The 22939-nt window shown below is 46.1% G+C and carries 21 protein-coding genes; 9 read left to right on the top strand and 12 right to left on the bottom strand.

Going from position 1 to position 22939, the window contains the following annotated elements:
* The first annotated feature begins 278 nt into the window (after positions 1 to 278).
* From V3U24_06010 to V3U24_05975, 8 genes are all read left to right on the top strand, one after another.
* Entirely contained in the window at positions 279 to 1052 is a 774-nt protein-coding gene (locus V3U24_06010; GenBank protein ID MEE9166997.1) for a DUF481 domain-containing protein, read from the top strand.
* Between the two features lie 754 nt (positions 1053 to 1806).
* Positions 1807 to 3153: a PQQ-dependent sugar dehydrogenase gene (locus V3U24_06005; protein MEE9166996.1), complete on the top strand. Its 1347-nt coding sequence runs from the start codon at positions 1807 to 1809 to the stop codon at positions 3151 to 3153.
* A 297-nt stretch (positions 3154 to 3450) separates the two neighbouring features.
* Positions 3451 to 3681, top strand: a complete 231-nt coding sequence (locus V3U24_06000; GenBank protein ID MEE9166995.1) for a hypothetical protein — start codon at positions 3451 to 3453, stop codon at positions 3679 to 3681.
* The gene (locus V3U24_05995) at positions 3678 to 3953 is read left to right on the top strand and encodes a type II toxin-antitoxin system RelE/ParE family toxin (GenBank protein ID MEE9166994.1); all 276 of its coding nucleotides are present in this window, start codon (positions 3678 to 3680) and stop codon (positions 3951 to 3953) included. The genes V3U24_06000 and V3U24_05995 overlap by 4 nt, the downstream gene beginning before the upstream one ends.
* A gap of 1554 nt (positions 3954 to 5507) precedes the next feature.
* Positions 5508 to 6254, top strand: a complete 747-nt coding sequence (locus V3U24_05990; protein ID MEE9166993.1) for an XRE family transcriptional regulator — start codon at positions 5508 to 5510, stop codon at positions 6252 to 6254.
* Positions 6255 to 7689: 1435 nt separating this feature from the next.
* Entirely contained in the window at positions 7690 to 8301 is a 612-nt protein-coding gene (locus tag V3U24_05985; GenBank protein ID MEE9166992.1) for a YdcF family protein, read from the top strand.
* A gap of 102 nt (positions 8302 to 8403) precedes the next feature.
* Positions 8404 to 8868, top strand: a complete 465-nt coding sequence (locus tag V3U24_05980) for a DoxX family protein (protein MEE9166991.1) — start codon at positions 8404 to 8406, stop codon at positions 8866 to 8868.
* 58 nt (positions 8869 to 8926) lie between these two features.
* Positions 8927 to 9514 (top strand): YdeI/OmpD-associated family protein, encoded by a 588-nt coding sequence (locus V3U24_05975; GenBank protein ID MEE9166990.1) that lies wholly within the window; start codon positions 8927 to 8929, stop codon positions 9512 to 9514.
* A 97-nt stretch (positions 9515 to 9611) separates the two neighbouring features.
* On the opposite strand, the gene V3U24_05970 is transcribed toward V3U24_05975, so the two are convergent.
* On the bottom strand, positions 9612 to 10202 hold the full coding sequence (locus tag V3U24_05970) for a class I SAM-dependent methyltransferase (GenBank protein ID MEE9166989.1): 591 nt from the start codon (positions 10200 to 10202) through the stop codon (positions 9612 to 9614).
* A 520-nt stretch (positions 10203 to 10722) separates the two neighbouring features.
* Positions 10723 to 10944: a hypothetical protein gene (locus V3U24_05965; protein ID MEE9166988.1), complete on the bottom strand. Its 222-nt coding sequence runs from the start codon at positions 10942 to 10944 to the stop codon at positions 10723 to 10725.
* Between the two features lie 459 nt (positions 10945 to 11403).
* Between V3U24_05965 and V3U24_05960 the strand changes: the two genes are divergently transcribed.
* Entirely contained in the window at positions 11404 to 12027 is a 624-nt protein-coding gene (locus V3U24_05960; protein ID MEE9166987.1) for an ABATE domain-containing protein, read from the top strand.
* A gap of 275 nt (positions 12028 to 12302) precedes the next feature.
* Here the strand turns inward: V3U24_05960 and V3U24_05955 are convergent, their stop codons facing one another.
* From V3U24_05955 to V3U24_05910, 10 genes are all read right to left on the bottom strand, one after another.
* Positions 12303 to 12737, bottom strand: a complete 435-nt coding sequence (locus tag V3U24_05955; GenBank protein MEE9166986.1) for a hypothetical protein — start codon at positions 12735 to 12737, stop codon at positions 12303 to 12305.
* 225 nt (positions 12738 to 12962) lie between these two features.
* Positions 12963 to 13595 carry a response regulator transcription factor gene (locus tag V3U24_05950; GenBank protein MEE9166985.1) on the bottom strand — a complete coding sequence of 211 codons (633 nt, stop codon included), beginning with the start codon at positions 13593 to 13595 and terminating at the stop codon, positions 12963 to 12965.
* Positions 13596 to 13605: 10 nt separating this feature from the next.
* Positions 13606 to 14679 carry a histidine kinase gene (locus V3U24_05945; protein MEE9166984.1) on the bottom strand — a complete coding sequence of 358 codons (1074 nt, stop codon included), beginning with the start codon at positions 14677 to 14679 and terminating at the stop codon, positions 13606 to 13608.
* Positions 14680 to 15129, bottom strand: coding sequence for a response regulator (locus tag V3U24_05940; GenBank protein ID MEE9166983.1), 450 nt, complete (start codon positions 15127 to 15129; stop codon positions 14680 to 14682).
* A 1-nt stretch (position 15130) separates the two neighbouring features.
* The gene (locus tag V3U24_05935) at positions 15131 to 17014 is read right to left on the bottom strand and encodes a PAS domain S-box protein (GenBank protein MEE9166982.1); all 1884 of its coding nucleotides are present in this window, start codon (positions 17012 to 17014) and stop codon (positions 15131 to 15133) included.
* A gap of 62 nt (positions 17015 to 17076) precedes the next feature.
* Positions 17077 to 17520: a response regulator gene (locus V3U24_05930; GenBank protein ID MEE9166981.1), complete on the bottom strand. Its 444-nt coding sequence runs from the start codon at positions 17518 to 17520 to the stop codon at positions 17077 to 17079.
* The gene (locus tag V3U24_05925; protein ID MEE9166980.1) at positions 17510 to 19570 is read right to left on the bottom strand and encodes an ATP-binding protein; all 2061 of its coding nucleotides are present in this window, start codon (positions 19568 to 19570) and stop codon (positions 17510 to 17512) included. Before V3U24_05925 ends, V3U24_05930 begins: the two co-directional genes overlap by 11 nt.
* 27 nt (positions 19571 to 19597) lie before the next feature.
* The gene (locus V3U24_05920) at positions 19598 to 21046 is read right to left on the bottom strand and encodes a hypothetical protein (GenBank protein ID MEE9166979.1); all 1449 of its coding nucleotides are present in this window, start codon (positions 21044 to 21046) and stop codon (positions 19598 to 19600) included.
* Between the two features lie 158 nt (positions 21047 to 21204).
* Positions 21205 to 21843 carry a GAF domain-containing protein gene (locus tag V3U24_05915; protein MEE9166978.1) on the bottom strand — a complete coding sequence of 213 codons (639 nt, stop codon included), beginning with the start codon at positions 21841 to 21843 and terminating at the stop codon, positions 21205 to 21207.
* Positions 21844 to 21884: 41 nt separating this feature from the next.
* Positions 21885 to 22939: PAS domain S-box protein (locus V3U24_05910; protein MEE9166977.1), on the bottom strand; the 1055-nt coding region annotated here is incomplete at its 5' end.

Raw genomic sequence — 22939 nt, 5'->3', positions numbered from 1 at the left:
TTGGATGGTGACTGCTTATTGCCAACTGCCGCTGCTAACTAGTGTCCATGTCCCAATACTCCATTTCTCCAACAAGGGATAACAGGTTACAACCTGAGGCGTAGGGAAAGGAAAATAGTTAATAATTAAGATGTGGCCCCATGACCATGACCCCATGCCCACGAAACGATTCACGACGGGTGCTAAACTCGATTGAATAGAGGACAGCTTCGCGGAAGCTATCAAGCCTAGACGTGTTTTTAGGTAAATCTATCGCTACTAGTTTATGGTGCGTGGCAATGCTTGCCATAGGACCTGTCCTCTCGGCCCAGATAAACACTGAAGCCATGCGGAAAGGGGAACTTACTCCAGGCCTGCATCCGGCCTTGGACATAGACGTTGGCGTTGTGGCGGGCAATTCCAGGCTCTTACGTATGAACGGCACCCTTCGATTCGACTATCTGAAAGGGGCAGACCATACGTTCCTTGTGATCGGTCGCCAATTGGGAGAGACCGATTCACTGTTTATGAATAAAGGATTCGTCCACCTGCGTCGAACTCAATCTCTTCACGGAGGGATTCTTGTCGAAGGGTTTATGCAGAAAGAATTCAACCAATTCTTACGACTTAAGGATAGAAACCTGGCTGGAGGCGGCCTGCGGATTCGATGGCTGGGAGGAGCAGCTGATGAAAAAGGTAAACCACTCATCAGGCTCCTGACCGGCTTGGGCTTCATGTGGGAACAAGAACTTATTAGGAACGCCAAGGCCCCTGAAGACACTTTGAAGAACCTTCTCCGCTCAACTAATTACTTGGTCCTTGGTTGGGAGCCAGATGAGAGGCTTTTGCTTCAGGTTTCAACGTATTTTCAACCGGACATAACGCGTTTGTTTGACTTCCGGGTACTTCTTGATGGAGGTCTTACCTTCGCTCTGACGGGAAAACTATCGGTGGCGATCAAAATGAACGCACGCTACGATAATGACCCTCCTACCGTGGTGGAAAATGGCGTGGAAAAGAGCTTGAAAAAATACGATGTTGAACTCACCACTGGACTAGCCTACGTGTTATGAGTCAGATAAACCGTCGTTGCAACTTCTCCAACCTAGTTCGGTAGATATAATAATAGAGTTGCAAACATTGTCTGCTCATTGTATTTGCACAAGATTTAGACTCATCAACTAGATTCTGAGCGGCTCTGATCCCGCGAATGGGGTCACATCTTGATTATTAACTTTTCTGTATTATGATGGAGTCCGACACCAGTAGAGATTGATCTTATTGGATAATTGTGTCAAAAAGGGGCTATTTTAGTCCTTATCCGCAGGATCCTGTGGAGAGTGGCCTTTTGAGGGGTAAGATCGTACGTTTAAGGGAATGCCCCGAGCTAACAGACACCACATACCCGGTTAAGTATGGTTCTTAGAGGGGTCATTTTGACACCAAAAAGAGCGTTTTAAGGCCCGAAAACACCTGCTTTTGGAACAAATCCCCTTAAATATCAATAACTTAGCTTGGTCCGACCCCAACAAACACTTTCAATAACTTAGCTTTGTCCGACCCCAACAAACACCCTATCCCTGGCTGATCTCTTGCTGAGTTCCGTATATCTCAGGGTGACTGCAATGTCTGATATCCCACCAGAACATCTCCCCAGATCTTCACCTGCTACTCCCTATCGCTAGTCGATGGAAATATCTGTAGTTAAATATTCTTTTGATAATGGCTAGATCAGTTCGAAAATACCTAGTGCATTGAAGCATCAGTTTTTTGAATCTGCCCCCGTCGCCGAAAACTGATGTCCTCAACGAAGCAAGGAGGCTACTAGTGACTAAGTCTTTCGAGACTGCTGTAACAGGAACGCTGAATAGTGTGATTCATCTTCTTATCTGGACCTCACTTCTTCTATCTGTTGATGGTTGCTATGTAAAGCAAGTTCAGAGTGATTCCCCACCACATGAAACTGGGCGGTTAGAGTGCGATAATGACAATGGGGGAATTCAGTTGCCTGATGGGTTCTGCGCCTTTGTTATAGCCGACAGCCTGGGTCGAACCCGGCACCTGACAGTGAACGAGAATGGAGACATTTACGTGGCTCTCCGACGACCGACACAAGAGGGCGGGATCATCGCTCTTCGCGACACTACGGGCAACGGCAGAGCGGATATTATCGACGGATTTGGAGAAGCTGGCGGTACGGGCATTGACATCCATAACGGATATCTCTACTTCGGCTCGGACACGGCCGTGGTCCGCTATCGATTAGTTGAAGGGGAGCTGCTTCCTGTGACTCCGCCCGAGACTGTTGTCACTGGCTTCCCGGTCCAGGATCAGCACGCAGTTAAACCGTTCGCATTCGATGGGGACGGCTGGATGTACGTAAACGTGGGAGCTCCCTCAAACGCCTGCCAGGAAGAAACACGTATACCCGAATCGCCAGGGCTTGATCCATGCCCTCAGTTGGAACGTCATGGTGGGATCTGGCGTTTCGAGGTGGAACGGTTAGGCCAGACTCAGGTATCCCATGGACACATTTTCGCAAGCGGTATTCGCAACGCCGTCGCCATCGCCTGGAATCCTCTCAGTCATTATTTATACGTTGTCCAGCATGGACGTGACCAGCTAAACGCGCTCTGGCCAAACATCTATACTGCAGAACAAAACGCGGAATTGCCTGCTGAAGAGTTTTTGCTGGTGAAAGAGGGATCGAATTTTGGCTGGCCTTACTGTTACTATGATCAAATCCAGGAGAAGAAGGTGCTCGCACCGGAATATGGTGGTGACGGGAACATGACCGGCCGTTGCGATGAGTTCGACAAACCAATCATGGCTTTCCCTGGCCACTGGGCACCCAATGACGTTTTGTTTTATACCGGGGATCATTTCCCCCAACAGTACCATGGTGGTGCTTTCATCGCTTTCCATGGTTCATGGAACCGGGCACCACTACCTCAACAGGGGTACAAAGTCGTTTTTGTGCCATTCGACGGGCAGTTACCTTCAGGTGAATGGGAGATTTTCGCGGATGGATTCGCCGGTATGGAAAGGATCACGTGGCCCGACCAGGTACGGTCTCGTCCAATGGGCCTTGCGCAGGGGCCTGATGGGTCACTGTATATCTCTGACTCTGTCGAGGGAAAGATTTGGCGAGTGATTTACAGAGGAACGGGATAAAATAGTCTTAGCAAGTTCATTGAAAAGAGGGGGCAACGGCAGACTTGACCCCCTTGTCTTGATGTTTTCTGCATAGCCGCCCGCTATTTGTTTATTCTTTTCTGCTGAGCTATTATCGTTGATCGCAATCAAGATGCAGCCGACATGGCGAGACCCTTACGCACCCCGCCCGAGCGGGACAGGTAGAATATTCCGCAGTCTATTACCCTATCATCTTGCGTCGTGAAGAACATTAAAGTGTTTGAAGGAATTATCAGAATAGTTAACTTGTATTCGAATGAAATACAGGAGAACACGATGAAAGTTGTCACTTTAAGAGTTCCAGAAGTCATAGAAATGAAATTGAGAGTGAAAGCTGAAATGGAACATAGAACACTTTCAGAACAGATAAAGAAATATATTACTGACGGGATGCTTTCTGAAGAATATCCTGATTTACCGCTGTCATTCGTCAAGGAAACTCTTGAGGCAAAAAAGGAAATTGAAGCGGGACTTGGCGAGGAATATCAGTTTGGCGTGATCGATTGAAGGTCATCGCCTCAAATCATTTTCTAAAGTTCAAGAAAAAGTCTTTCAAGAAACTCCAGTTGGCGATTGACGATCAGGTTAGATTAATCTTGGAGAGTCCAGAGATCGGGGAACTGAAAAAGGGAGATCTAAGAGGGATTCGAGTTCATAAATTCAAACACGGGCCCCAATTACTTCTGCTCTCCTATGAGATAAAGAGAGATACCCTTTTCTTGTATTCCATAGGTTCCCATGAAAGCTTCTACAAGAAGCTAAAGCAATATTTTAGGTAATCTCGTAGTCCCACTTGATTGCATCAGCAACACGGGGTGAAGTTTGGGTCGGACCAGCATGATTCCTTGATTCTATTTGATAACTATGTCGAAAACGTGGTGTTTTGATGCTTATCCAAAGGATCCCGGGGAGAGTGGCCATTTTGGGAGTAGAATTGTACTTTTGACTTGATTAGATCCCGTCGGGTCAGGAGGAGGAGCTGGCAGGAAGGAGTTTCTCTTAAGATTTGTCAGGGATCGACAGCGCTGGATGGACTGGCTTTTCGAACTGGTGCTTCTTACAAGGGTCGTGTTGGCATGAAAAACGACGTTCTAAGACTTGAGAACAGTTGTTTTTGGAAGGTTACCCTTTGAAGATCAATAAGATAGCGTGGTCCGACGCTAAATTACCACACCCAAATTACCACCCCAAATAACCACCTAAATGTCGGTCATGATAAGGCGCGAGCCTCATCACGAATTTAGCAGCGATTCTCTTTGCTTCGGTCAACTTCGATCCGATTCCTTGCGCCTCTTTCGTCCCGATTGGTTTTTCTTTGAATTGTCTTTTTTACGGCGCTCATACCGTTCCCTCATCTCGCGCCTTTCCTCATCGGTGAGCCAATGTTCTCCGGATGGGCCGCTCATTTGGTGATCCTTTTTCTCACCTATCAAGCCGGTTGATGACGCCCCAATAAGAACTTGTCCTTGCAGAGCTCTTGCCATAATTGATTAGCAAGAACTCTTCTGAATGGTACTGTGAAGGCCTGAAAACACCTGTTCTTGGAACGATTTCCCTTAAATACCAATAACTTAGCGTGGTCCGACCTCAGATTCCGAAACAAGAGGTTCAAAATATTGGATGTATCGTATCAATAGAGCAGGAAATTGGTGAAATGAAGGGGGCGGAAACGTATGAAACAAATCCCCCCCGAAGTTCTTGGGTGATTGCGCGAACAAGCACTCCAAAGGCATCCAAACGGACGCTTCAGGGGGGAATTTCTTCCCACCCAAGTTGGTCCTTGATTGGATGCCTGAAAGTGCTGGTTTTCTCATCATCCGGAGTACTCGTTCGCGCTGATGCAATTTAGTCTACGACTGTATTCTTTTCAATAACTGTTCCGTTTCTAATTTCAACCCAATAGTTTATCACTGTCGATCTTTGGGTCGCATTCTGGTTAGTCCTTCTTATTGTGGGACATACGGTTGGAGCAATGCAACTGACTGATTTCATCGGATAATTGTGTGAAGAAAGCCCTATTTTGATGCCTTGAGTGGCCATTTGCGGGATATGAATATCACCGACTCCAGACAGCTGGGTTCTGGCATACCCTCACAATCAAGATAAAGAAAATCGACGGGTACACCGAAAACTTCCACAATCTTTAATTGGTATACCTCAGTGACTCTTCGCTCGCCATTTCACGAGCGACTCACAGACTCGGTGATACTCCAATTTTCCACAAAGCCAAGCCCAGCTTTTTTACTAAAATGTCGAGGTTTCGTTTTTCCACGTTCCATTATGGGTTACAAATATAACAGGCAATGTAATACTTGTCAATAGATTCTTGACATATGATACACATTATTGAACGTGGTTCCCGCTATATTTTGAATATGAAGAGAATAACTGAAACAGTTAAGGAACTGCTGAGCACCCCTGAAGCCAGGTCATGGAATCAAGATCTCCTAGCGAAGAAAATTGGCATTAGAAGAAATACGTTGTGGCGGTGGAGGCTCGGAAAGGGAAAACCTCATGAGGGTAATTTGATCAGCCTCGCAGAGGTTTTCAAGAAAGACATAATTTGGAACGACCAGCATACTGAAATTGAATTTGTTGAACGCGAATTGAAACCTGGTGAGGAACTCCCCCCAGCCGTGGATCGGCCGCCAGGGGCAACATGGGAGCCTCCGGATCTACAAGCCGCCAAGATTCCGATTGTTGGATGGGTAGCCGATAGTGCCAAGGATTTCTTTTCAGAAGACGGATATCCGGTTGGACACGGTGATGACGAGATGAATAGACCCTACGACCTTAAAGATATTACTGCCTATGGTCTAAAAGTGACTGCAATACAGGGAGACAGTATGGAGCCACTTCTTAGGCCGGACGACATCGTGATATGTTCACCTGCCGCTACAGTAAGGAATCGAGATATGGTTGTTGTTAGGTTTAAGGATGAGGCTATAATGCTGAAGGAAATACACTTCAAAGGAGACAAAATCAGACTTGTCAGTTACAATCCGGAATATGAGGACATGGAATTTGACAAAGATGACTTAAAATGGTATCACAAGGTAGTTCATATCAAGAAGAAATGAAGGGGACCTTTGTGGAAAGGGGTCACAACCTAAATATTAAGTGTTGACAATTTCTTGTTACCACCGTTGTCAGAGAGGATCGGACCGGGGTAACTAATTGATCTTGTTGAATAATCATGTGAATAAGGTCCCATATTGATGCTTATCCGCAGGATCCTGTGGAGATTAGCCATTTTGTGAGTAAATTGGAACGATTCTCTTTGAATATCAATAACATAGCTTGGTCCGACCCCCGGATTTAATGTCACTTTCTCGAAAAACTTATGGCAACCTTTTTCTCCCACCCCTGTCCAATCAATTAGAAAGGAGTGAAGAAGTGAAGAAAATGAAAACACTAAGAGGAAGAGCCCGAGTTGGTGAGACCGATTGGTGGTTTCCACTCATCCTGGTCGCCATTGCAGTCTCTCCGCTTTTTCTGTTGGCATATTAGTCCTTGAGATCTACCGGGTTCCAAGTAAGATCAGACTCTTGGGCCGCGATGAAGGCCCGAAATGGGACCTGGCCTCTCTTCTCATGTAACTTCCCCACGAGGCGCCTGTGATCGCTCATGACAGAGAACAGTTTTACATTGAGCACAAACTGGAAAGACTAAAACTGAACTCCTCCTAATCCCGACAGGGGATTTGAAATCAATTTCACCATATCATTCCTACATCACCAGATTCAGAGCAATTAAGAACGGGGTTTCAATAGTGAACTCCACAAGCAGGGGTCTCTCAATTGCGCATGATCAATATGGAAGAACGATTAAGGAAAAAGACAACAAGGAAAGACGCTCCATAACAACTCGCTGCAGCGGACGTCCCCCGCGCGTATTCTAGCCTCACCGGCCTTCATCTCATTGAATGGTGGTGCAGGACCTAATAAACCAATCACTTATAAGATAGTCCGACGAGAGAATAGCAACATGAAAGCAACCAATCTTACTTCTTCGGACGAGAATGATCCGTCCTCCAAATCCCGCCAGAGCGGGAGAGTGGGCAGGCCTGCCCACTCCCGACTAAAGGGAGCGCAGGCGGGCTGGCAAAGCAAATGTCACTGGTTTTGCCGATAGAATCGGGACTCCGCTGCGACTACTGAGAAGACGACGCATAACATCGTCAAAAACTCGTCTTTCACGACGGGTTTCTCACAGAGAATGTATCTTAATTCAACTTGATAGTCTTCGTCTAAGGGTGTATGATTTGAAATCAAATGAACTTAAGATTATGACACGTTATGGACACAGCCCACTCTCCCATTCTGCTCTGGCGATAAAAGGATCGAGGGACATGTTATCAGATAGGATTTTCGTCCTTGATATATAACTGAGCGAATAATGTCTTTCTATATATCTAAGATACTTGTCTGGCTTATTTACCCTCTGAGCTTTGGGCTGATAATGCTCGTGCTCGCTTTTTGGTTCAGAAGGAAGCGAAACAGAAGATTGTTCAATGTGCTTTTCCTGACTGGTGTCGTGGTGCTATATTTTTTCAGCATTACGCCTACTCGTAAGTGGTTAGTAACTCCCTTGACAGGATCTCCAGCGCCCAACCTCGATAATCTTAGAGTGGGCGCCATCGTGGTCTTGGGAGGAAACCCAGAGAGATTGATTACCGGGATAAGACTTATCAACGAGAAGGTTTCACCGGTGATAATAGTGTCGGGCGGAAGTGGAGAATTTTTCAATGAGCCTGAAAAAGAATCTCACATGATGGAAGATCTTCTTGTAGAATTTGGCGTGCTCAAGCAGAAGATAATTGTCGAGGCAAGGTCAAGAAATACCCGAGAAAACGCTCTTTATACAAAGCAAATACTGGATAGCCTGGAAGTGAAAACAATTGCTTTAGTGACTTCATCTTTGCACATGCCTCGCGCTGAGGGTGTTTTCCGAAAGACAGGGATTGTGGTTCATCCGGTAAAGGCGAGATTCTATAGAAAGAGAAGAAAAATAATACACATTGATCCCTTCCAGTTGGTTCCCAATGTTGAGAATCTGTCAGTTTCCAGCCGGGCCATTTACGAGTACACTGCAATTTTCTTCTACAAGATTAATGGATGGTTGTAATCAGAAATTCATCATGTTTGGTGAAGACGGGTTGAAAATGGAGTCGGACCACGGATTCTCACCGCGAGCGGGCACGACTGAGCTTGGGCGCTGGCAAGCCGGGTGAACAGAGTAGGGGAGAGGATGAACGAAACCTTGGAGAGAGCGTGGACAAAATGGCAGGATCTGGGTCTCCTGGTGCTTCGAATCGGGTTTGGATTGGGCTTCACATATTTTCACGGCTGGAGGAAGCTGGTTGCCGGGCCTGAGAACTGGACAGGCAGTGGCGGCGTCATGCGGCACATTGGAATCGACTTCGGTCACACTGTCTTCGGGTTTCTCGCAGCGTTTTCGGAATCGATCGGCGGCATTCTCATCGCGCTTGGTCTTTTCTTCCGACCCATGTGCGCGCTGTTGGGATTCACGATGCTGATGGCCTCGTGGTCACACCTCGCCAGCGGTAGGGGGAGCGCTGGCCATGCCCTGAAGAATCTCTTTGTGTTAACCGGCGTATTCATGGTTGGTCCAGGTAAGTATAGTCTTGACGCGGCCCTGGCCGGTTGGTGGCGCAGGCGGCGGGCTGTATAAGACATAATGCCTCCTGGAGTGGTGGGACCGCTCAGTTGTTTTGTCGCAAAACCAATACATGAAAAATCGTTCGAAAGCTCCCAGAACTTTATATGTCACAAACAGAAAGGACTGGAGAGCCTGGCTGGGAAAAAACCAAGGGAAAGAGAATGAGATTTGGCTAGTGTACTATAAGAAACACACAGAAAAACCAACCATACCGTATGATGACGCTGTGGAGGAAGCGTTATGTTTTGGGTGGATTGATAGTATTATCCGGAGGGTTGACGATGAGAAGTATATGCGGAAATTCACACCCAGGAAAGATCGGAGCATCTGGTCCGAGCTCAATAAGAAAAGGGTTCAAAAAATGATCAAGCAAGGACTTATGACTGAGGCAGGATCTACAAAGATACGGGAGGCCAGAAGAAACGGTTACTGGGACCGATTATCACCAGTCATAGACATTCAAAGAGCTCCGGCAGATTTCAAATCAGCCCTGTCATCTAATAAAAAGGCATCTGAATATTACCAGAGCCTTGCGCCCTCCTATAAGAAACAGTATATAGGGTGGATTGTAAGCGCAAAAAGGGAAGAGACGAGAAAAAGAAGGGTTAAGGAAGCCATAAAATTCTTGGCCCGGAATAAGAAGCTGGGAATGCAATAATAGCGGTCTGATAGCTAGCCGCTCGCGTGGTGACCGGTGTAGATATATCAGACCGTCGAGTTCCCTGGACCGCTTTTCGGGGAACAGGCCCCCCACTTCAACGCGCGTAGACCACTACCTGCCATATGGCTGTTTTTCGGTGGAAGTACGGTTTAAGGCCGCTCTCTTGAATCCTGGTGTCAACCGCTTGTGTCGGGTGCACGAACATACGAAAGGGGTTTCCCTTGAGCCAGAAAACGAAATTGATGACAGGGCGCGCCACTTTCATGAGCCAGTTATCCCGAGGATAAACCACTCCGTATAGTTTCCCTGCCCGCTCTGCCGACAATCCGACCAACCTCTCCATATCATCATAACAACAGATGACGCGATCCAGGGTAACAATGTCGGCTTCCTCAATCTCAGGTGCAAGATCGACAAAATCCCCGTGGTGGTAACTAACACGGTCGGCAAAGCCTTGGCGGCCAGCCTCTTCCTGGGCTGACGCTATATAGGCCTTTGATGCATCCACATTGGTCGCGTTTTCCAAGCCGGCCTTCAGAAATTCATGTTGAATCGCCCCTACTCCGCCGCCAATGTCGAGCAAAGTCTGTCCTGGGATGCCATTGGACGTAAGGGCTTCGATGAGAATTCTTGTCGTCCTGACGGGTCCTTTCTTGCGATACCTTTTGAGATCTCTCTTCGCCACCTTTTTATCAAAAAAGGTTTCAATGCCCTCACATTGACAGCAGTGCATTTCTTTTTCCCTCTCTATCGTGGGCTCGGAACAAGAGGCTTATGGAATCATATTTGTTCCTGCATTCGCGAACATGGGCATTCTGAAAGGAATCCTTGCCATTAGAATGGCGTTTGTAAAGTGAAAACCCGTTCCACCCTTTGCAGAAGACTATTCCGACTTGCCTGATCGAAATATATTGTGACCCACCCAGGAGTTGCAATCCAAAAATAGTTATACCATCTCCTGGATTAGGTCAAGATGGGGGATATGATCATCCCTTAGCGTCGAATCTTGGCTCTGCTACAGCCTACTGCCGCTGCCATCTGGTAACTGGTTCACTGGTTACTTGATACTTGATCCTTGATACTTGACCCTTGTTACTTGGCTCTTGGATCTTGTCTGCTACTGCCCACTGCCATCTGGTAACTGGTTCACTGGTTACTTGATACTTGACCCTTGTTACTTGACCCTTGTTACTTGGCTCTTGGATCTACTCTTGCTCATGGACCTTTTTACCCACTTCGAGGGAGTTCGTACTCAAAGGATAATAGACACTTGGTTTGTAAGGCTCCCTTGAATACAGCCCAGCTATGGTGTCCTCTCCTGGCAATGCATCCAGAACGATCCAGCTTTCTTCTTCTGAATCATGTCCATTTCGCGTAATTCGCCTGATCCATTTGACGATGGATCCAGTTATCACAGGTGGAGTCATCTTTGTTCCTTTCTTCATGGATTTAAGTTTTGGAAAGTGTCTCTTAACCTTTTTCTAAACGTCTTCAAGCCACTCTGATCTTCGCTCCTTGTGCCAGCACTGCTCGAAATGTTTGTTGCTGCCTTTTTGAACGCATAGGAGACCTTCACGAAAGGTTGCCTACCGGTACCAGCGAATATCGCATTCAATCTTCCCGATCCCCGCAGATCCCGCGAGCGTTGGTACGGAGCAACAGTTCTGAGCGGTAGCAGGCAACACGATAGATATCCAGTTTTCAGGAACTGGAGCGTACCAAATGGGGACCAAGAATTTTTCATTTCCTTGATCTTGATTATTAACTCATAACTATCTATATTACTTACACTGGTGTTAATATAGGAAAGGGAAGTGTAACCTGTCAAGCATATTTTGATGGTTATCGTAAAATTCTGGAACTAATGTGAAAGGAACCTAAGGGGAATGACAGAAACCAACGCATACAACCTCCCTCTTAAACTGGAAACCGGCTGGATATGCCTGGACTTTGCAAACACTGCGGAATGGCATGCCAGTGATCACCCAGATGAACATATTGGCACTTACCGCAAACTGGTTTCCTGGGCCAGGGATGTTGGAGTCTTAGAAAATCAGGAAGCCGAAAAAATCCTGCAGGAATCAAGACAGCGCCCTGTAAGGACAAAGAGAGTCCACAGGCAGGCTATTTCCCTTCGGGAGACCATTTACCAGATATTCTCTGCGGTTGCAGAGGACAGACAACCAGAGTCATCTAACCTGGCTGCCCTGAATGCCTCATTATCGGAAGCTCTGGTTCACTTGAGACTCTTACAATCCGAAAAGGGCTTTGACTGGGGGTGGTCCGGTGACGAAAATGCGCTGGATCGAATATTGTGGCCTATTGCCCGTTCGGCAGCGTCATTGTTGACTTCCGATGCGATTGAGAGGGTTGGTGAATGTGCGGATGACCGGGGGTGTGGCTGGTTGTTTTTTGATATGAGCCGTAACCGGTCACGTCGGTGGTGCGACATGAAGGACTGCGGAAACCGGAACAAAGTGCGGCGATACTATGCCAGAAAGAGGAAATAGGCGTGGGGGCACATCTTAAATATTAGATATCTCCCATTCGATGGCCTCTCGGGAGGGATCAAGGAGCAAGTAACCAGTATCCATCATCTAGTCACCAGCATCCAGTATCCAGTCACCAGTTGGCAGTCAGCAGTCAAGGTCCAAGAGCCAAGAACCAAGTTTCAAGATAAAAGTAAAAGGATAAAAGAGAATCAAGGATCCAGTCACCAGTATCTAGTAACCAGCATCCAGTCACCAGTTAACCAATCAACCAATCAACCGGTATCCAGTCACCATCATAATGGCCAATGTATCTGTAACTGACTCTGGTCTACCGAAAAACTGACCTTCCCAAAATCGCTTAATGCTAACAGGGCTCCAAGCCCCATAGAAATCGCATCACCCGTTGCGTCAAACCAGTACCTCTCTGATTGACTCACTTTGCCGAAATCGTCAAAGAGCGATGTCTGATATACTTCCCAGCCAATCCCAATACCCGTAACAATCAATAGTGTTGCCTTGGGAGACAATCTCGTATAAGAATTGTTCAGTCCCTTGGCCAACAAACTTCCTCCTAAGAAATGAATGGGCGCCCGCTCATTCTGAACAAATCCCCACTGAATAACTTTGCCACCAAGATTATCAGTCGAAGTCATCCAACCTGGGCTCATGTCCTTTCCGGAGCTGATCGCAACAAATACAAATAATATCAACGGGAGAATCTTCTTCATTCTTGCTTCTCCCCGTCCTCTCTCAACTCTTTCTTTGTCTTGAATCATCATCGTATAAGAAAGGTAAAGGGCTTGAGGGGGAAAGAATATCGGAGGGAGTCTGATTTATCTGTCAGACTTCGGCCCGAAGCCTTGTACGACTCCGTCCTACAACCTGTTATAGGCTAGGAGATTAAGAGAGAAGGGAGATGTTTTTTTGGGGGGGGGTGAGTTCGGCTTTTTGCTTTACTCTACAAGCTTATTCTGAATAGCGTAGGACGTCAATTGAGCGTTCGTTTTCATACTCATCTTTCGGAGAAGGCGCGTCCGGTGGGTACTGACCGTCTTAACACTCAATGATAACTCTTGAGCTATTTCTTTTACTGTCTTTCCTGAAACAAGCATGCGCATGACCTCATATTCACGATCAGATAACCTCTCATGTGGTGGTTTTTCTGAGTCCTCTTCCAGGTAAAACGCTAATTTCTCAGCGAGGGTAGCACTGATATATTTCCCACCCAATGATACCCTTCGTATCGCCTCTATCAATTCTTCCGGTGCCCTATCCTTGGTCAGATATCCCGACGCACCTGCCTTCAACGCCCTGACTGCATAGTGTTCTTCAGGATGCATACTTAACATTAGAACCTTCAAACCTGCTTTTGCACTCTTCAATTCCCTTAAGACTTCTAAACCACTTCTACCTGGCATAGAGATATCCAATAGAACGACATCATAATCATTCTTCAATACCTGCGTTAATACTTCCCCAGCGTTACTCGCTTCACCGACTGCAGTAATGTCAGAGGTTTCAGCCAGTATCTGCTTCAACCCCTCGCGAACAATCCGATGATCATCCGCAATGAGTACTCTTATCATTGTAGTTTTCTTAAGAGCCCAGTGGAATGCTTACTCCCACGGATGTCCCTTTCCCTTTTTGACCTTTGATCTCAATTTCACCGTTCCATGCAATCACTCGCTCTCGCATGCCGATAAGACCTAAGGAGTCAGAACTGGAAGTCATTTCCTCGGTAATACCCCTCCCATTGTCCACAACACTAAGTTTTACCAGATGATCCTCGATTCCTAATGTTGCCGTCACTTCGGTAGCGCCTGAGTGACGAGCCACATTCGTCAAGGCCTCTTGAAAAATTCGGAAAACCGCTGTGGAACGATCACGATCCAAAACGATATCTTCTGGACTAAGTCTGACCTTACATATTTTTTTCGTTCGGTTTTCAAATTTATTCGCCTCCCACTTCATGGCCGCTGCAATTCCAAGGTCATCCAGAACTACCGGTCTAAGATCCGATGAAATTCTCTTCACTGATTGGATCGCGGAATCGATAAGCTTGAGAATCGATCCCGTCTTTTCGATCCCGTCTGTTGCTTCCTTCGGTATTCTTTTCCGTAGCCAAGAGACATCAAATTTGATGGCAGTCAATAACTGGCCCAACTCATCGTGGACCTCACGTGCAATCGCGGTCCTCTCTTCCTCTCTAACTGTCTGAAGATGGGAAGAAAGTTTTCGCAGTTTGTCACGCGATTTTCTTAATTCATCTTCGGCCTGCGTGCGTTCCCGCCGCACTTCTGCATCTTGTAATTCACGCTTGATGGCAGGGACCAGTTTCGCCAGATTGTCTTTCATAATGTAGTCATGGGCACCGGCCTTCATGACCTGAACCGCTGTTTCCTCACCCACCTTTCCGGACACGATAATAAATGGTACGTCGAACCCATACTCCTTCAGCAGTGCCAAGGCGGCTGGTCCACTGAAACGGGGCATGACGTAATCGGAAATAATGACATCCCAGGTTTGGTTTTCTAATGCAGCTTTCATGTCCTTGGGGGTTTCGACGCGCTCAAAGGTTGGATCATATCCCCCGCGCCGAAGTTCACGCAGCAGTAACAGAGCATCATCCTCTGAATCCTCTATGAGCAATACGTTGAGCGGTGCTCTCATCTAGTATCTTTCTCCCCTGGGCGGTGGCAGGTTGAGAACTGTCCAGTACTGCTCCAGTTGTTCCACAGTTCTTTTGAACTCCTTAAAGTCCACCGGCTTGCGAACGTAGCTGTTTACGCCCAGGTTGTAAGCATCAATCAGGTCTCTATCCGCTTTTGAAGTGGTGAAGACAACAACAGGTATGAGTTTTGTCCGGTCATCTGCGCGCACTTGCTGCAGCACCTCCAAACCACCTACTTTGGGCATATTGAGATCGAGCAGGATAAGGTCCGGCATAGCACTGGTATCCCGGCCCTCGTACTCACCTCTTGCAAAAAGATAATCCAGTGCATGTTCTCCACCGCTGGTCACAACGATCCGGTTTTTCACCTTGTTTTTCTCAAGAGCACGGAGGGTCAAAATCCCATCATTTGGACTGTCTTCCACCATAAGTATGATTTTCTCGCTCATATTATTCTTCCTTTTGTTGCTGAAGGGTGAAGTAGAATGTTGCCCCACTCCCCTCTCTACTCTCGGCCCGGACCTGGCCACCATGACGACGTATGATTCGCTTTACGGAGGCCAAACCAATTCCGGTGCCTTCAAATTCAGTCTCTGAATGCAGCCGCTGGAAAGGGGCAAATAGTTTGTCGGCGTAGGCCCTATCGAAACCCGCACCGTTGTCCTTCACGAAATAGGCCGACTCGCCGTTAACACTTTCGACACCGAACTCTATCTTTGCGCGCGGCTTGGTACCGGTAAACTTCCAGGCATTCCCCATGAGGTTTTCCAGTACCACGCGTAGAAGACGCGAATCCCCGTTGGCAACCAACCCCTTTGGAATTATGAACTCCACCTGACGCTCCGGTTGGGTCTTCTCAAGTTCTGCAGCAATCTCCTTTGCCAACGCACTCAAATCAACTGCTTGCCGTTTCATTTCTCTTCGTGTCACGCGTGATAACTCCAGCAAATCATCAGTGAGTTGCGCCATGTGCTTCGCACCTTTATCCACCCTTTGAAGGTAATCTTTACCCTGTGAGTCAAGCTTGTCGCCGTAATCTTCCAGTAAGATCTGGCTGAAGCCGTCTATGGTGCGAAGGGGCGCCCGCAGATCGTGCGAGACTGAGTAGGAAAATGACTCGAGTTCCTCATTGGCAGCTTCGAGTTCAGTAGTGCGCTCTTTGACACGCTGCTCCAGCTCTTCGTTGAGTTTCCGGATTTCCTCCTCAGCTTGCTTCCTCCCCGTGATGTCACGAGAGACTCCCATCGCCCCCACTCTTTTACCTTTCGAATCAACGAGGACAGAGGAAGAAAGAAGACTCGGGAAAACCTCTCCATTTTTTCGCCGGTTATGCACTTCCTGGATATGCCGTCCTTCCCTGACCGTCATTTTGTGGACAACAAGACCCTGTTTCTTATCTGCGTAGAGTATGTTTACATGCTTACCCAGTATTTCCTCCCGGCTATATCCAAAAGTCTCCTCAGCGGCCTTATTGAACTCTGAAATTCTTCTGTTGTTATCAACAGCGATGATCATGTCTAGAGAACTACCAACAAGATTCTCTGTATATTCTTTAGATGTCTTCAGCGCTTCCTCTGAACGCTTTCGCTCGGTAATGTCTAAAGAGAGTATAAAGATGCCGTCGGGCACAGGCTGAATGCTTAGATCAAACCAACCTGTGCTTCCATCAGCAAATGTAAATTCATTTTCCATCCGATGTGGAATCCGCCTCTCCATACAGCGACGAAGAAATGCGAACATCTCAGTATCTTCAATACCTGGATACACCTGCATCATAGTGTGGCCCAGAAGTTCTTCCTTTTCCCGGCGGCCTTGCCTTGCCACTATGTCGTTGACATACAAGTAATGCCAATCATAGCTTATGATCTGGCAACCCTCCAACATACTGTCTAAGGTGGTCCGGTATCTCTCCTCGCTCTTCCTCAATTCCTCCTCCGCCTGCCCACGTTCATCTCGGGCCCGTTTCAATTCCATCGCTTCATTTACTGCTGGGTTTAGACGCTGTAGATGCTCCTTAATTACATAATCCCAGGCTCCGGCCTTAATACAATCGACAGCGGTATCTTCATTCATAGATCCAGTGACTATTATAAATGGGATGTCAGTTGTTTGCTCCAGTGTGATCTTCAGAGCATCTATTCCGGTAAATTGAGGCAGGCTGTAATCAGATAGAATAAGATCCGGTTGAAATTCCTTTAATCCTTTTTGATATGCTTCTTTGTTGTCAACATGTTTCAGAACAAAATTGAATTTTCCACTTTTAAGCTCACGTTCAATCAATTCTGCGTCTGTTGGTACATCTTCCAGCATCAGGACGCGCATAAGATCACTCATCTAATGACTCCTCTAAAGATCAATCTTTCCTGTTTATTATCGCTTGTCCAAAAGATGTGCTACTAGCGCAGAGGTTGATTAAGAAGTAGCCAATACAAGCCTAATTCAGCCACAGCTTCAACAAAATTGTCAAAACCCACCGGCTTCACGATATAACTGTTCACTCCTAGCTCATAGCTTTCTATCATATCCTGTTCTTCTTTGGATGATGTAAGTACAACAACAGGGATTACTTTTGTTTCTTCATTAGACTTGACCTGGCGTAACACTTCTAATCCGTCCACTTTGGGCAGTTTCAAATCCAATAATATCAACTTGGGACGGTGGTTTTGAGTGCGATCAGAATATTCTCCACGGGCAAAAACAAAGTCCAATGCTTCGGCTCCATCCTTGACCCAATACACATTGTTGGCCAGATTGTGCTTCTTCAGAGCCCTCAAGGCCAGTTCAGCATCAGCAGGATTATCCTCCACCATCAGAATCTGAATGTCGTCTTCATAGCTCATCTGTTTCCCCTTGTTTTTGTAACGTGAAATAAACGGTTGCCCCTTTATCAACCTGTCCTTTCGCCCAAACGCGACCTCCATGGCGTTGAACTATACGCTTCACAATCGCGAGTCCAACACCTGTACCGCTGAACTCTTCGCTACTATGCAAGCGCTGAAAAACTTCAAACAGCTTCTCAACGTATTTCATATCAAAACCAACACCATTGTCTTTACTATAGAATATTATCTCGTCATTTTCTGTCATGCTGCCAATTTCGATCTTGGCCGTCTTCCGCGTTTTCGTATACTTGACTGCATTCGATAGGAGATTAACAAAAACCTGCCGGATTAAAGATGGGTCGCACCGGATATTTGGGAGGTCTTTGATATCCCACCGGATTGAACGATCAGGGACTTCAGCAGTAAGCTCCTTCTGGACTGCTTTAACTAGCTTGTTTGCGTCAGTAATCTGGCATCTCATCTTTGTACGACCCAGCCGGGAAAGGTCGAGTAGGTCATCAATCAAATTTGCCATCGTTTGTGTGTTATCGGTGATAACCTTCAGCAAGCGTTGGCCTTCCTTGTCCAAAGTACTTGCATAATCCCCAGCGAGCATCCTTGAGAATCCCTCGATTGCTCTCAACGGTGCTCGCAGATCGTGTGAAACGGAGTAACTAAAGGCCTCCAACTCTTTATTGGCCTCGGATAATTGTCGGGTTGTGGACTCTAAATTTGCGTTGATCACCTGCATATCTTCTGCCAAATTCGTCATTCCTTGATTGAGCCTTTCCACTTCCGAAACTCGTTCTTCAAGTTCGGTTGTACGCTCCTGGACTATCCCTTCCAAATGGTCCTTGTATTCCTTCAGTTCTTCCTCCGCCCGCTTACGCTCTGCAATCTCCCCCTGCAATTCTGTGATTGATATCTCTAACTCCCTGGCCATCTCAATGAAAGTATCAGAAAGTCGGCCGACCTCATCGTCAGACTTAACTTCGGGGTAAACAGAGAAATCACCACTGGAAATTCGATTGGCCAATTCTCTCAAAGAATTTATCGGATCTGTAAGCCTTCTTGATGCCCAGTAGGAGAGTCCTATCAGTAGGAAAGTCAGGGAAATGGAAAATACTATTAAAGTGCGTCTCAATGACATTACGGGAGCAAAGGCCTCCCTCTGGTCTATTTTGCCAACGAGCCCCCAATTCAAAGAAGGAAGGTACTGCCAGTGAGCGATGACCTCTTCACCGCGGTAATCAACAGATAAGTCAACACCCCGTAAACCTTGAACAGCTTTCTGCATTGGAACAGCAATATCACTCCCCATAGCTACTTTTCTGGTAAGGGCAGCGTCTGGATCATGACGAAGCGGACTAAGAAATACCACCTCATTATCTATTCTCTGACCGATCAGAGTTTCCTCCGTTTCACCCAATCCAGCTGTATCTTGAATCATTCTATATATAGGCGTCATATCAATCTCCAATACAGCCACACCAGCAAACATTCCGTCAAAATCATAGATTGGTGCTGAGACCATCATCTCATTCATATCAGATTTCTCACCGAATGGGAAAATATCAGAAAAGTATATCCCCTTTTTCCCCTCTTCAAACACCTGGCCGGATGGGTCAGGAAGAGGTTCGCCCAGGTCGCTCCCTTCATGTGTTTCTTCGGATGCATACACAATTACCCCTTCAGAATTCACCAGCATAACATCTGCGTAGTCATAGGCTTTTTGGAATGTCTTTAGCTGGCCATCGAGCATTTTCTTAGCTGCAACATATTCGGGATGGGTTCTATCATTAGCAAACTGGCTCACAATGGGAAGATTCGCCTTAATATTATAGAATTCTTGAGCTGCTTGGATATCTTGGCTGCGCTCCAGAAAGAATAACTCTACTGTTTGAATTTTTTGATCGATAATCGATTCTAACGCGTCAATCGCAATAGTTCGAAGAGAATTTCTGGCATTGACAAAACTCAACCATCCTACAATCATAATCGGACTGAGCGAGGTGGTCAATAAGACCACAATCAACTTATTCCTCAAACTCCCACTAACGAAATTCATTAGGTTTCCTCTTCCATTCCCGTCCCATCAGCTTTCTTTTCTGCCTGTTTCCTTCAACGGATCACTCACCACAGGTCTCATTCCGGCCGATTCTAATTGTGTTTGAAGTTCCCCTATGACACTCTTCAATTCCCCCATGCGAACCTCACGCCCGGTCATCAGGTTAACCGTCTTCTCCAGTTCTGTAGTCCTGCTCTTGACCCGTCGTTTAAGTTCTCTATTCAACTTGCGGATTTTTTCCTCTGCGTGCTTCCGTTCGGTGATCTCTTTTCGCAGTTGCTCGTTAGCAACTCTTAATTCGGAAGTGCGTTCCTCAACCAATCGCTCAAGGTAGCCGCGATGTTTTTCCAATTCCTTTTCAGCTTGTTTGTGTAATAATTTTGTGTAGACGAGAATCCATAGAATGACCATTGATGTTACAAGTAATACACCATCCACCAGGAGAATACTCTTTAACAATTTCCTTGAGTGCGCAATCAATTCGCCAGGTGTAACCCTGGTTAGGATTTTCCAGTAATAATCTTCAGCCCATTGCTTAGTTTCACCCGGCTCAAATGGCCTACTTGACCTTATACTCGCTTTTATGCTTTCAGAGGAGGGATATATGGTATTGAAAGTGAAAAGTCCCTCTTCTGTAATTAATTGACCTGAGGATTCGCTATTCACCTGTTGCCATGCATCGGGAAATGCTTTTCCAAAAGTAAGGTCAGTCCTAGTTTCATACATAAATCCCCACTCATCTTCCTTATTGGGACTTTTCAACCAATGCCCATCAGAATTAAGAAGCATGATTTGTCCAACATGAGCATCAGACTCTATCCAAGCTAGATGTTCGAGTAAGTCTGAACCCAAATAGTTGAGAACTAAAAACCCGGATTTTCGGTCTTCACTGTCAAGAATCGGGGTCGCAAGACGTATCGTTGGTTTCAACGGTTGTTCAATCTGTCCGTATTCAACATTCAGATCAAACGGAGATATGTACATTTCCCCGCGATCCAATTGGGAAATATCCTGGAAATAATACCGTTTTTTCTTTACTTGAAGTTTTTCATCGGGGACAATGGCAGGATCGCCATTATTGAAATTGACTCGCACAATTTCTTTACCTGTTGTATCCAATAAACGTATCTGATCAAAAACCCGTTTCTTTGTAGAATATGTTAGAAAAACTTCCGCTAAAGCATCGCGTCTGGTCTTACTATAGGAGTCAATCAATTCCAATAAACGATTGTGTTCTGCTACAATTAACAGGTCCGAGAAAACGGCGTCCATATGGATGGTAATTATTTCACTTAACTTGTATATCTCGAGCATTTGATCGTTTTCAATAAGCTTTTTCTCTCGAGCCAGATCATTGTAGTAGATTGTCGATGTCACAATTCCAATAAGTGCTATTAAGAAGACAGAAATAACTAGGAATCGTTTCACCACTTCCCAGGAAGAGAATTTCAGTGGCCTTTCTACATCATAACTCATCGGTGAATCTCAATTATTAATCAGGTAGTCTCCACATCAAGCTTGAATACGGGCAGCTTCCAAGAACTGTTGTTTTTCCTGAAACACGTTCCACACCAGAGATACTGCGACAACCACTGCCCACACCGTAGCCAAACGCCAAGCTCCTTTCGCCCGCATCAGCGCTTCCTCTTACCTATGTTCTTCAATGAATCATCTGTCACTAGCGTCAGACCTGTCTGTTCCGGCTGTGCGCGTAATTGCAGAATTATCTCTTTCAATCCCGCTATGCGCACCTCACGGTTAGCCATCAGGTTGACCATCTTCTGCAGCTCTCTCTGTGTTCGCTCCAGTTCAAAGATGGTGACAAGATTCTTGAGATCCATCTTCAAAGCCTCGCCGAACTGACAAATCAGCTCCCGATATGTATCGGAATACCTATTCTTTTTCTTGTCCAAAACACATATGGTTCCAAACACATCCCCATCAGGCCATTCCAGAGGCAACCCGAAATACGAAAACATACCCAACTTAATGTCAGGATTATGTGCCCATTCCGGATCTTCACGCGCATCAGGAACCAGGAGTTCGGCCCGTCGTGCCATAACTGTCTCGCAGTACAGCCCTGTATTCAACTGAGCCATTTCTCCCTTATCGTAAGGGTTGCCTTCAGTATCGCTTGATACAAATACTTCAATCTCCGTGGGATGAACCTTCATGATGAGCCCAGCAGGGACCCTAACCACTGTGGCCATCAAGTCAACGATTTTCTGCCACTTTGACAAGAGATCATCGGATATGTCCGGTTTTAATCGCATTGAACTTGAGTCCTCATTCTATTTGGGTCCTGTCTTAACATTCATTTCTTATTCATTATCCCTTCCTCCTTCAAAGGGTCATCAGCCACCGGTGTCATACCTGTTTCTTGTAGTTGAGTGCGTAATGCCTTGATCGTGTCTTTCAACTCTGCCATGCGAACTTCTCGTCCAGCCATCAGGTTGATCGTTTTCCGCAATTCGCCGGTGCGGGATTCAACCAACTCTTCTAAATGATCGCGGTGTTTTTTTAATTCCTCCTCCGCCAGCTTGCGGTCTGTGATGTCTCTAGCAATTCCAATAGTTCCCACGGCATTTCCAGAAGCATCCTTCAGAATACTACTACTTACTGAAACGGGGAATTCAGAACCGTCGATCTTTCGAGCAAAATATTCCAGGGAGGAAATCTCTCCCTTCTCCAGAACTTCCCCCATTACTGACTTTGCTTTTTCGATTTCGCTGGGAGGAATCAAATCAAACCCGTTCGTTCCCAACATCTCATTAAACGTTCCGAATCCATACATATCAAGCATTCTTTGATTGACTTCTGTGAAATTACCTTTCAAGTCTAAAGCATATATTCCATCGCTAGCAGAATCAAAAATGTTCTGTATTTTTGCTTTTGATATCTGCAATTCCTGAGTGCGTTTTTCAATTAGTTCTTCAAGATGTTCGCGATAGTTATTTATTTCTATTTCTGCCTGCTTGCGCTGCATTGCGTAGAGAATAGAACGTTTTAGCACAATGTTGTTCACCTGACTCTTAATCAGATAATCCTGTGCGCCCTTCTGGACTATCTCGGTAGCCAGCTTTTCATCTCCGAGACCAGAGATTACTATAATAGGTAGTTCGGATGCTTGAGCAGATGTTCTTGTGAACGTATCCAATCCTTCAGAATCTGGTAACGTGAGATCCAATAGGATGACGTCGATTTCGTCCTCTTCAATAAGCTCCAGTCCTACCGATAGTTGGTCAGTATATTTTAATTCCACATCGAATCCATCGCTCTTTTCTTCAGCCAGCATCTTCTTTATGTATTGAGAAAAGAAGGTGCTATCCTCAATCATTAGAATCTTAATAGGTTTTTCAGGCACGTTTC

The organism is Candidatus Neomarinimicrobiota bacterium (assembly GCA_036476315.1).
Lineage (GTDB): Bacteria > Fidelibacterota > Marinisomatia > Marinisomatales > S15-B10 > JAZGBI01.
Note: the sequence above shows the minus strand (reverse complement) of the source record. Positions and strands in the feature narration are given on the sequence as shown.

Coding starts and splice junctions, on each gene's coding strand:
- V3U24_06010 (MEE9166997.1), top strand. CDS start 279: ATGCTTGCCATAGGACCTGTCCTCTCGGCCCAGATAAACACTGAAGCC.
- V3U24_06000 (MEE9166995.1), top strand. CDS start 3,451: ATGAAAGTTGTCACTTTAAGAGTTCCAGAAGTCATAGAAATGAAATTG.
- V3U24_05990 (MEE9166993.1), top strand. CDS start 5,508: ATGATACACATTATTGAACGTGGTTCCCGCTATATTTTGAATATGAAG.
- V3U24_05975 (MEE9166990.1), top strand. CDS start 8,927: ATGAAAAATCGTTCGAAAGCTCCCAGAACTTTATATGTCACAAACAGA.
- V3U24_05965 (MEE9166988.1), bottom strand. CDS start 10,944: ATGACTCCACCTGTGATAACTGGATCCATCGTCAAATGGATCAGGCGA.
- V3U24_05960 (MEE9166987.1), top strand. CDS start 11,404: ATGACAGAAACCAACGCATACAACCTCCCTCTTAAACTGGAAACCGGC.
- V3U24_05955 (MEE9166986.1), bottom strand. CDS start 12,737: ATGAAGAAGATTCTCCCGTTGATATTATTTGTATTTGTTGCGATCAGC.
- V3U24_05950 (MEE9166985.1), bottom strand. CDS start 13,595: ATGATAAGAGTACTCATTGCGGATGATCATCGGATTGTTCGCGAGGGG.
- V3U24_05945 (MEE9166984.1), bottom strand. CDS start 14,679: ATGAGAGCACCGCTCAACGTATTGCTCATAGAGGATTCAGAGGATGAT.
- V3U24_05940 (MEE9166983.1), bottom strand. CDS start 15,129: ATGAGCGAGAAAATCATACTTATGGTGGAAGACAGTCCAAATGATGGG.
- V3U24_05935 (MEE9166982.1), bottom strand. CDS start 17,014: ATGAGTGATCTTATGCGCGTCCTGATGCTGGAAGATGTACCAACAGAC.
- V3U24_05930 (MEE9166981.1), bottom strand. CDS start 17,520: ATGAGCTATGAAGACGACATTCAGATTCTGATGGTGGAGGATAATCCT.
- V3U24_05925 (MEE9166980.1), bottom strand. CDS start 19,570: ATGAATTTCGTTAGTGGGAGTTTGAGGAATAAGTTGATTGTGGTCTTA.
- V3U24_05920 (MEE9166979.1), bottom strand. CDS start 21,046: ATGAGTTATGATGTAGAAAGGCCACTGAAATTCTCTTCCTGGGAAGTG.
- V3U24_05915 (MEE9166978.1), bottom strand. CDS start 21,843: ATGCGATTAAAACCGGACATATCCGATGATCTCTTGTCAAAGTGGCAG.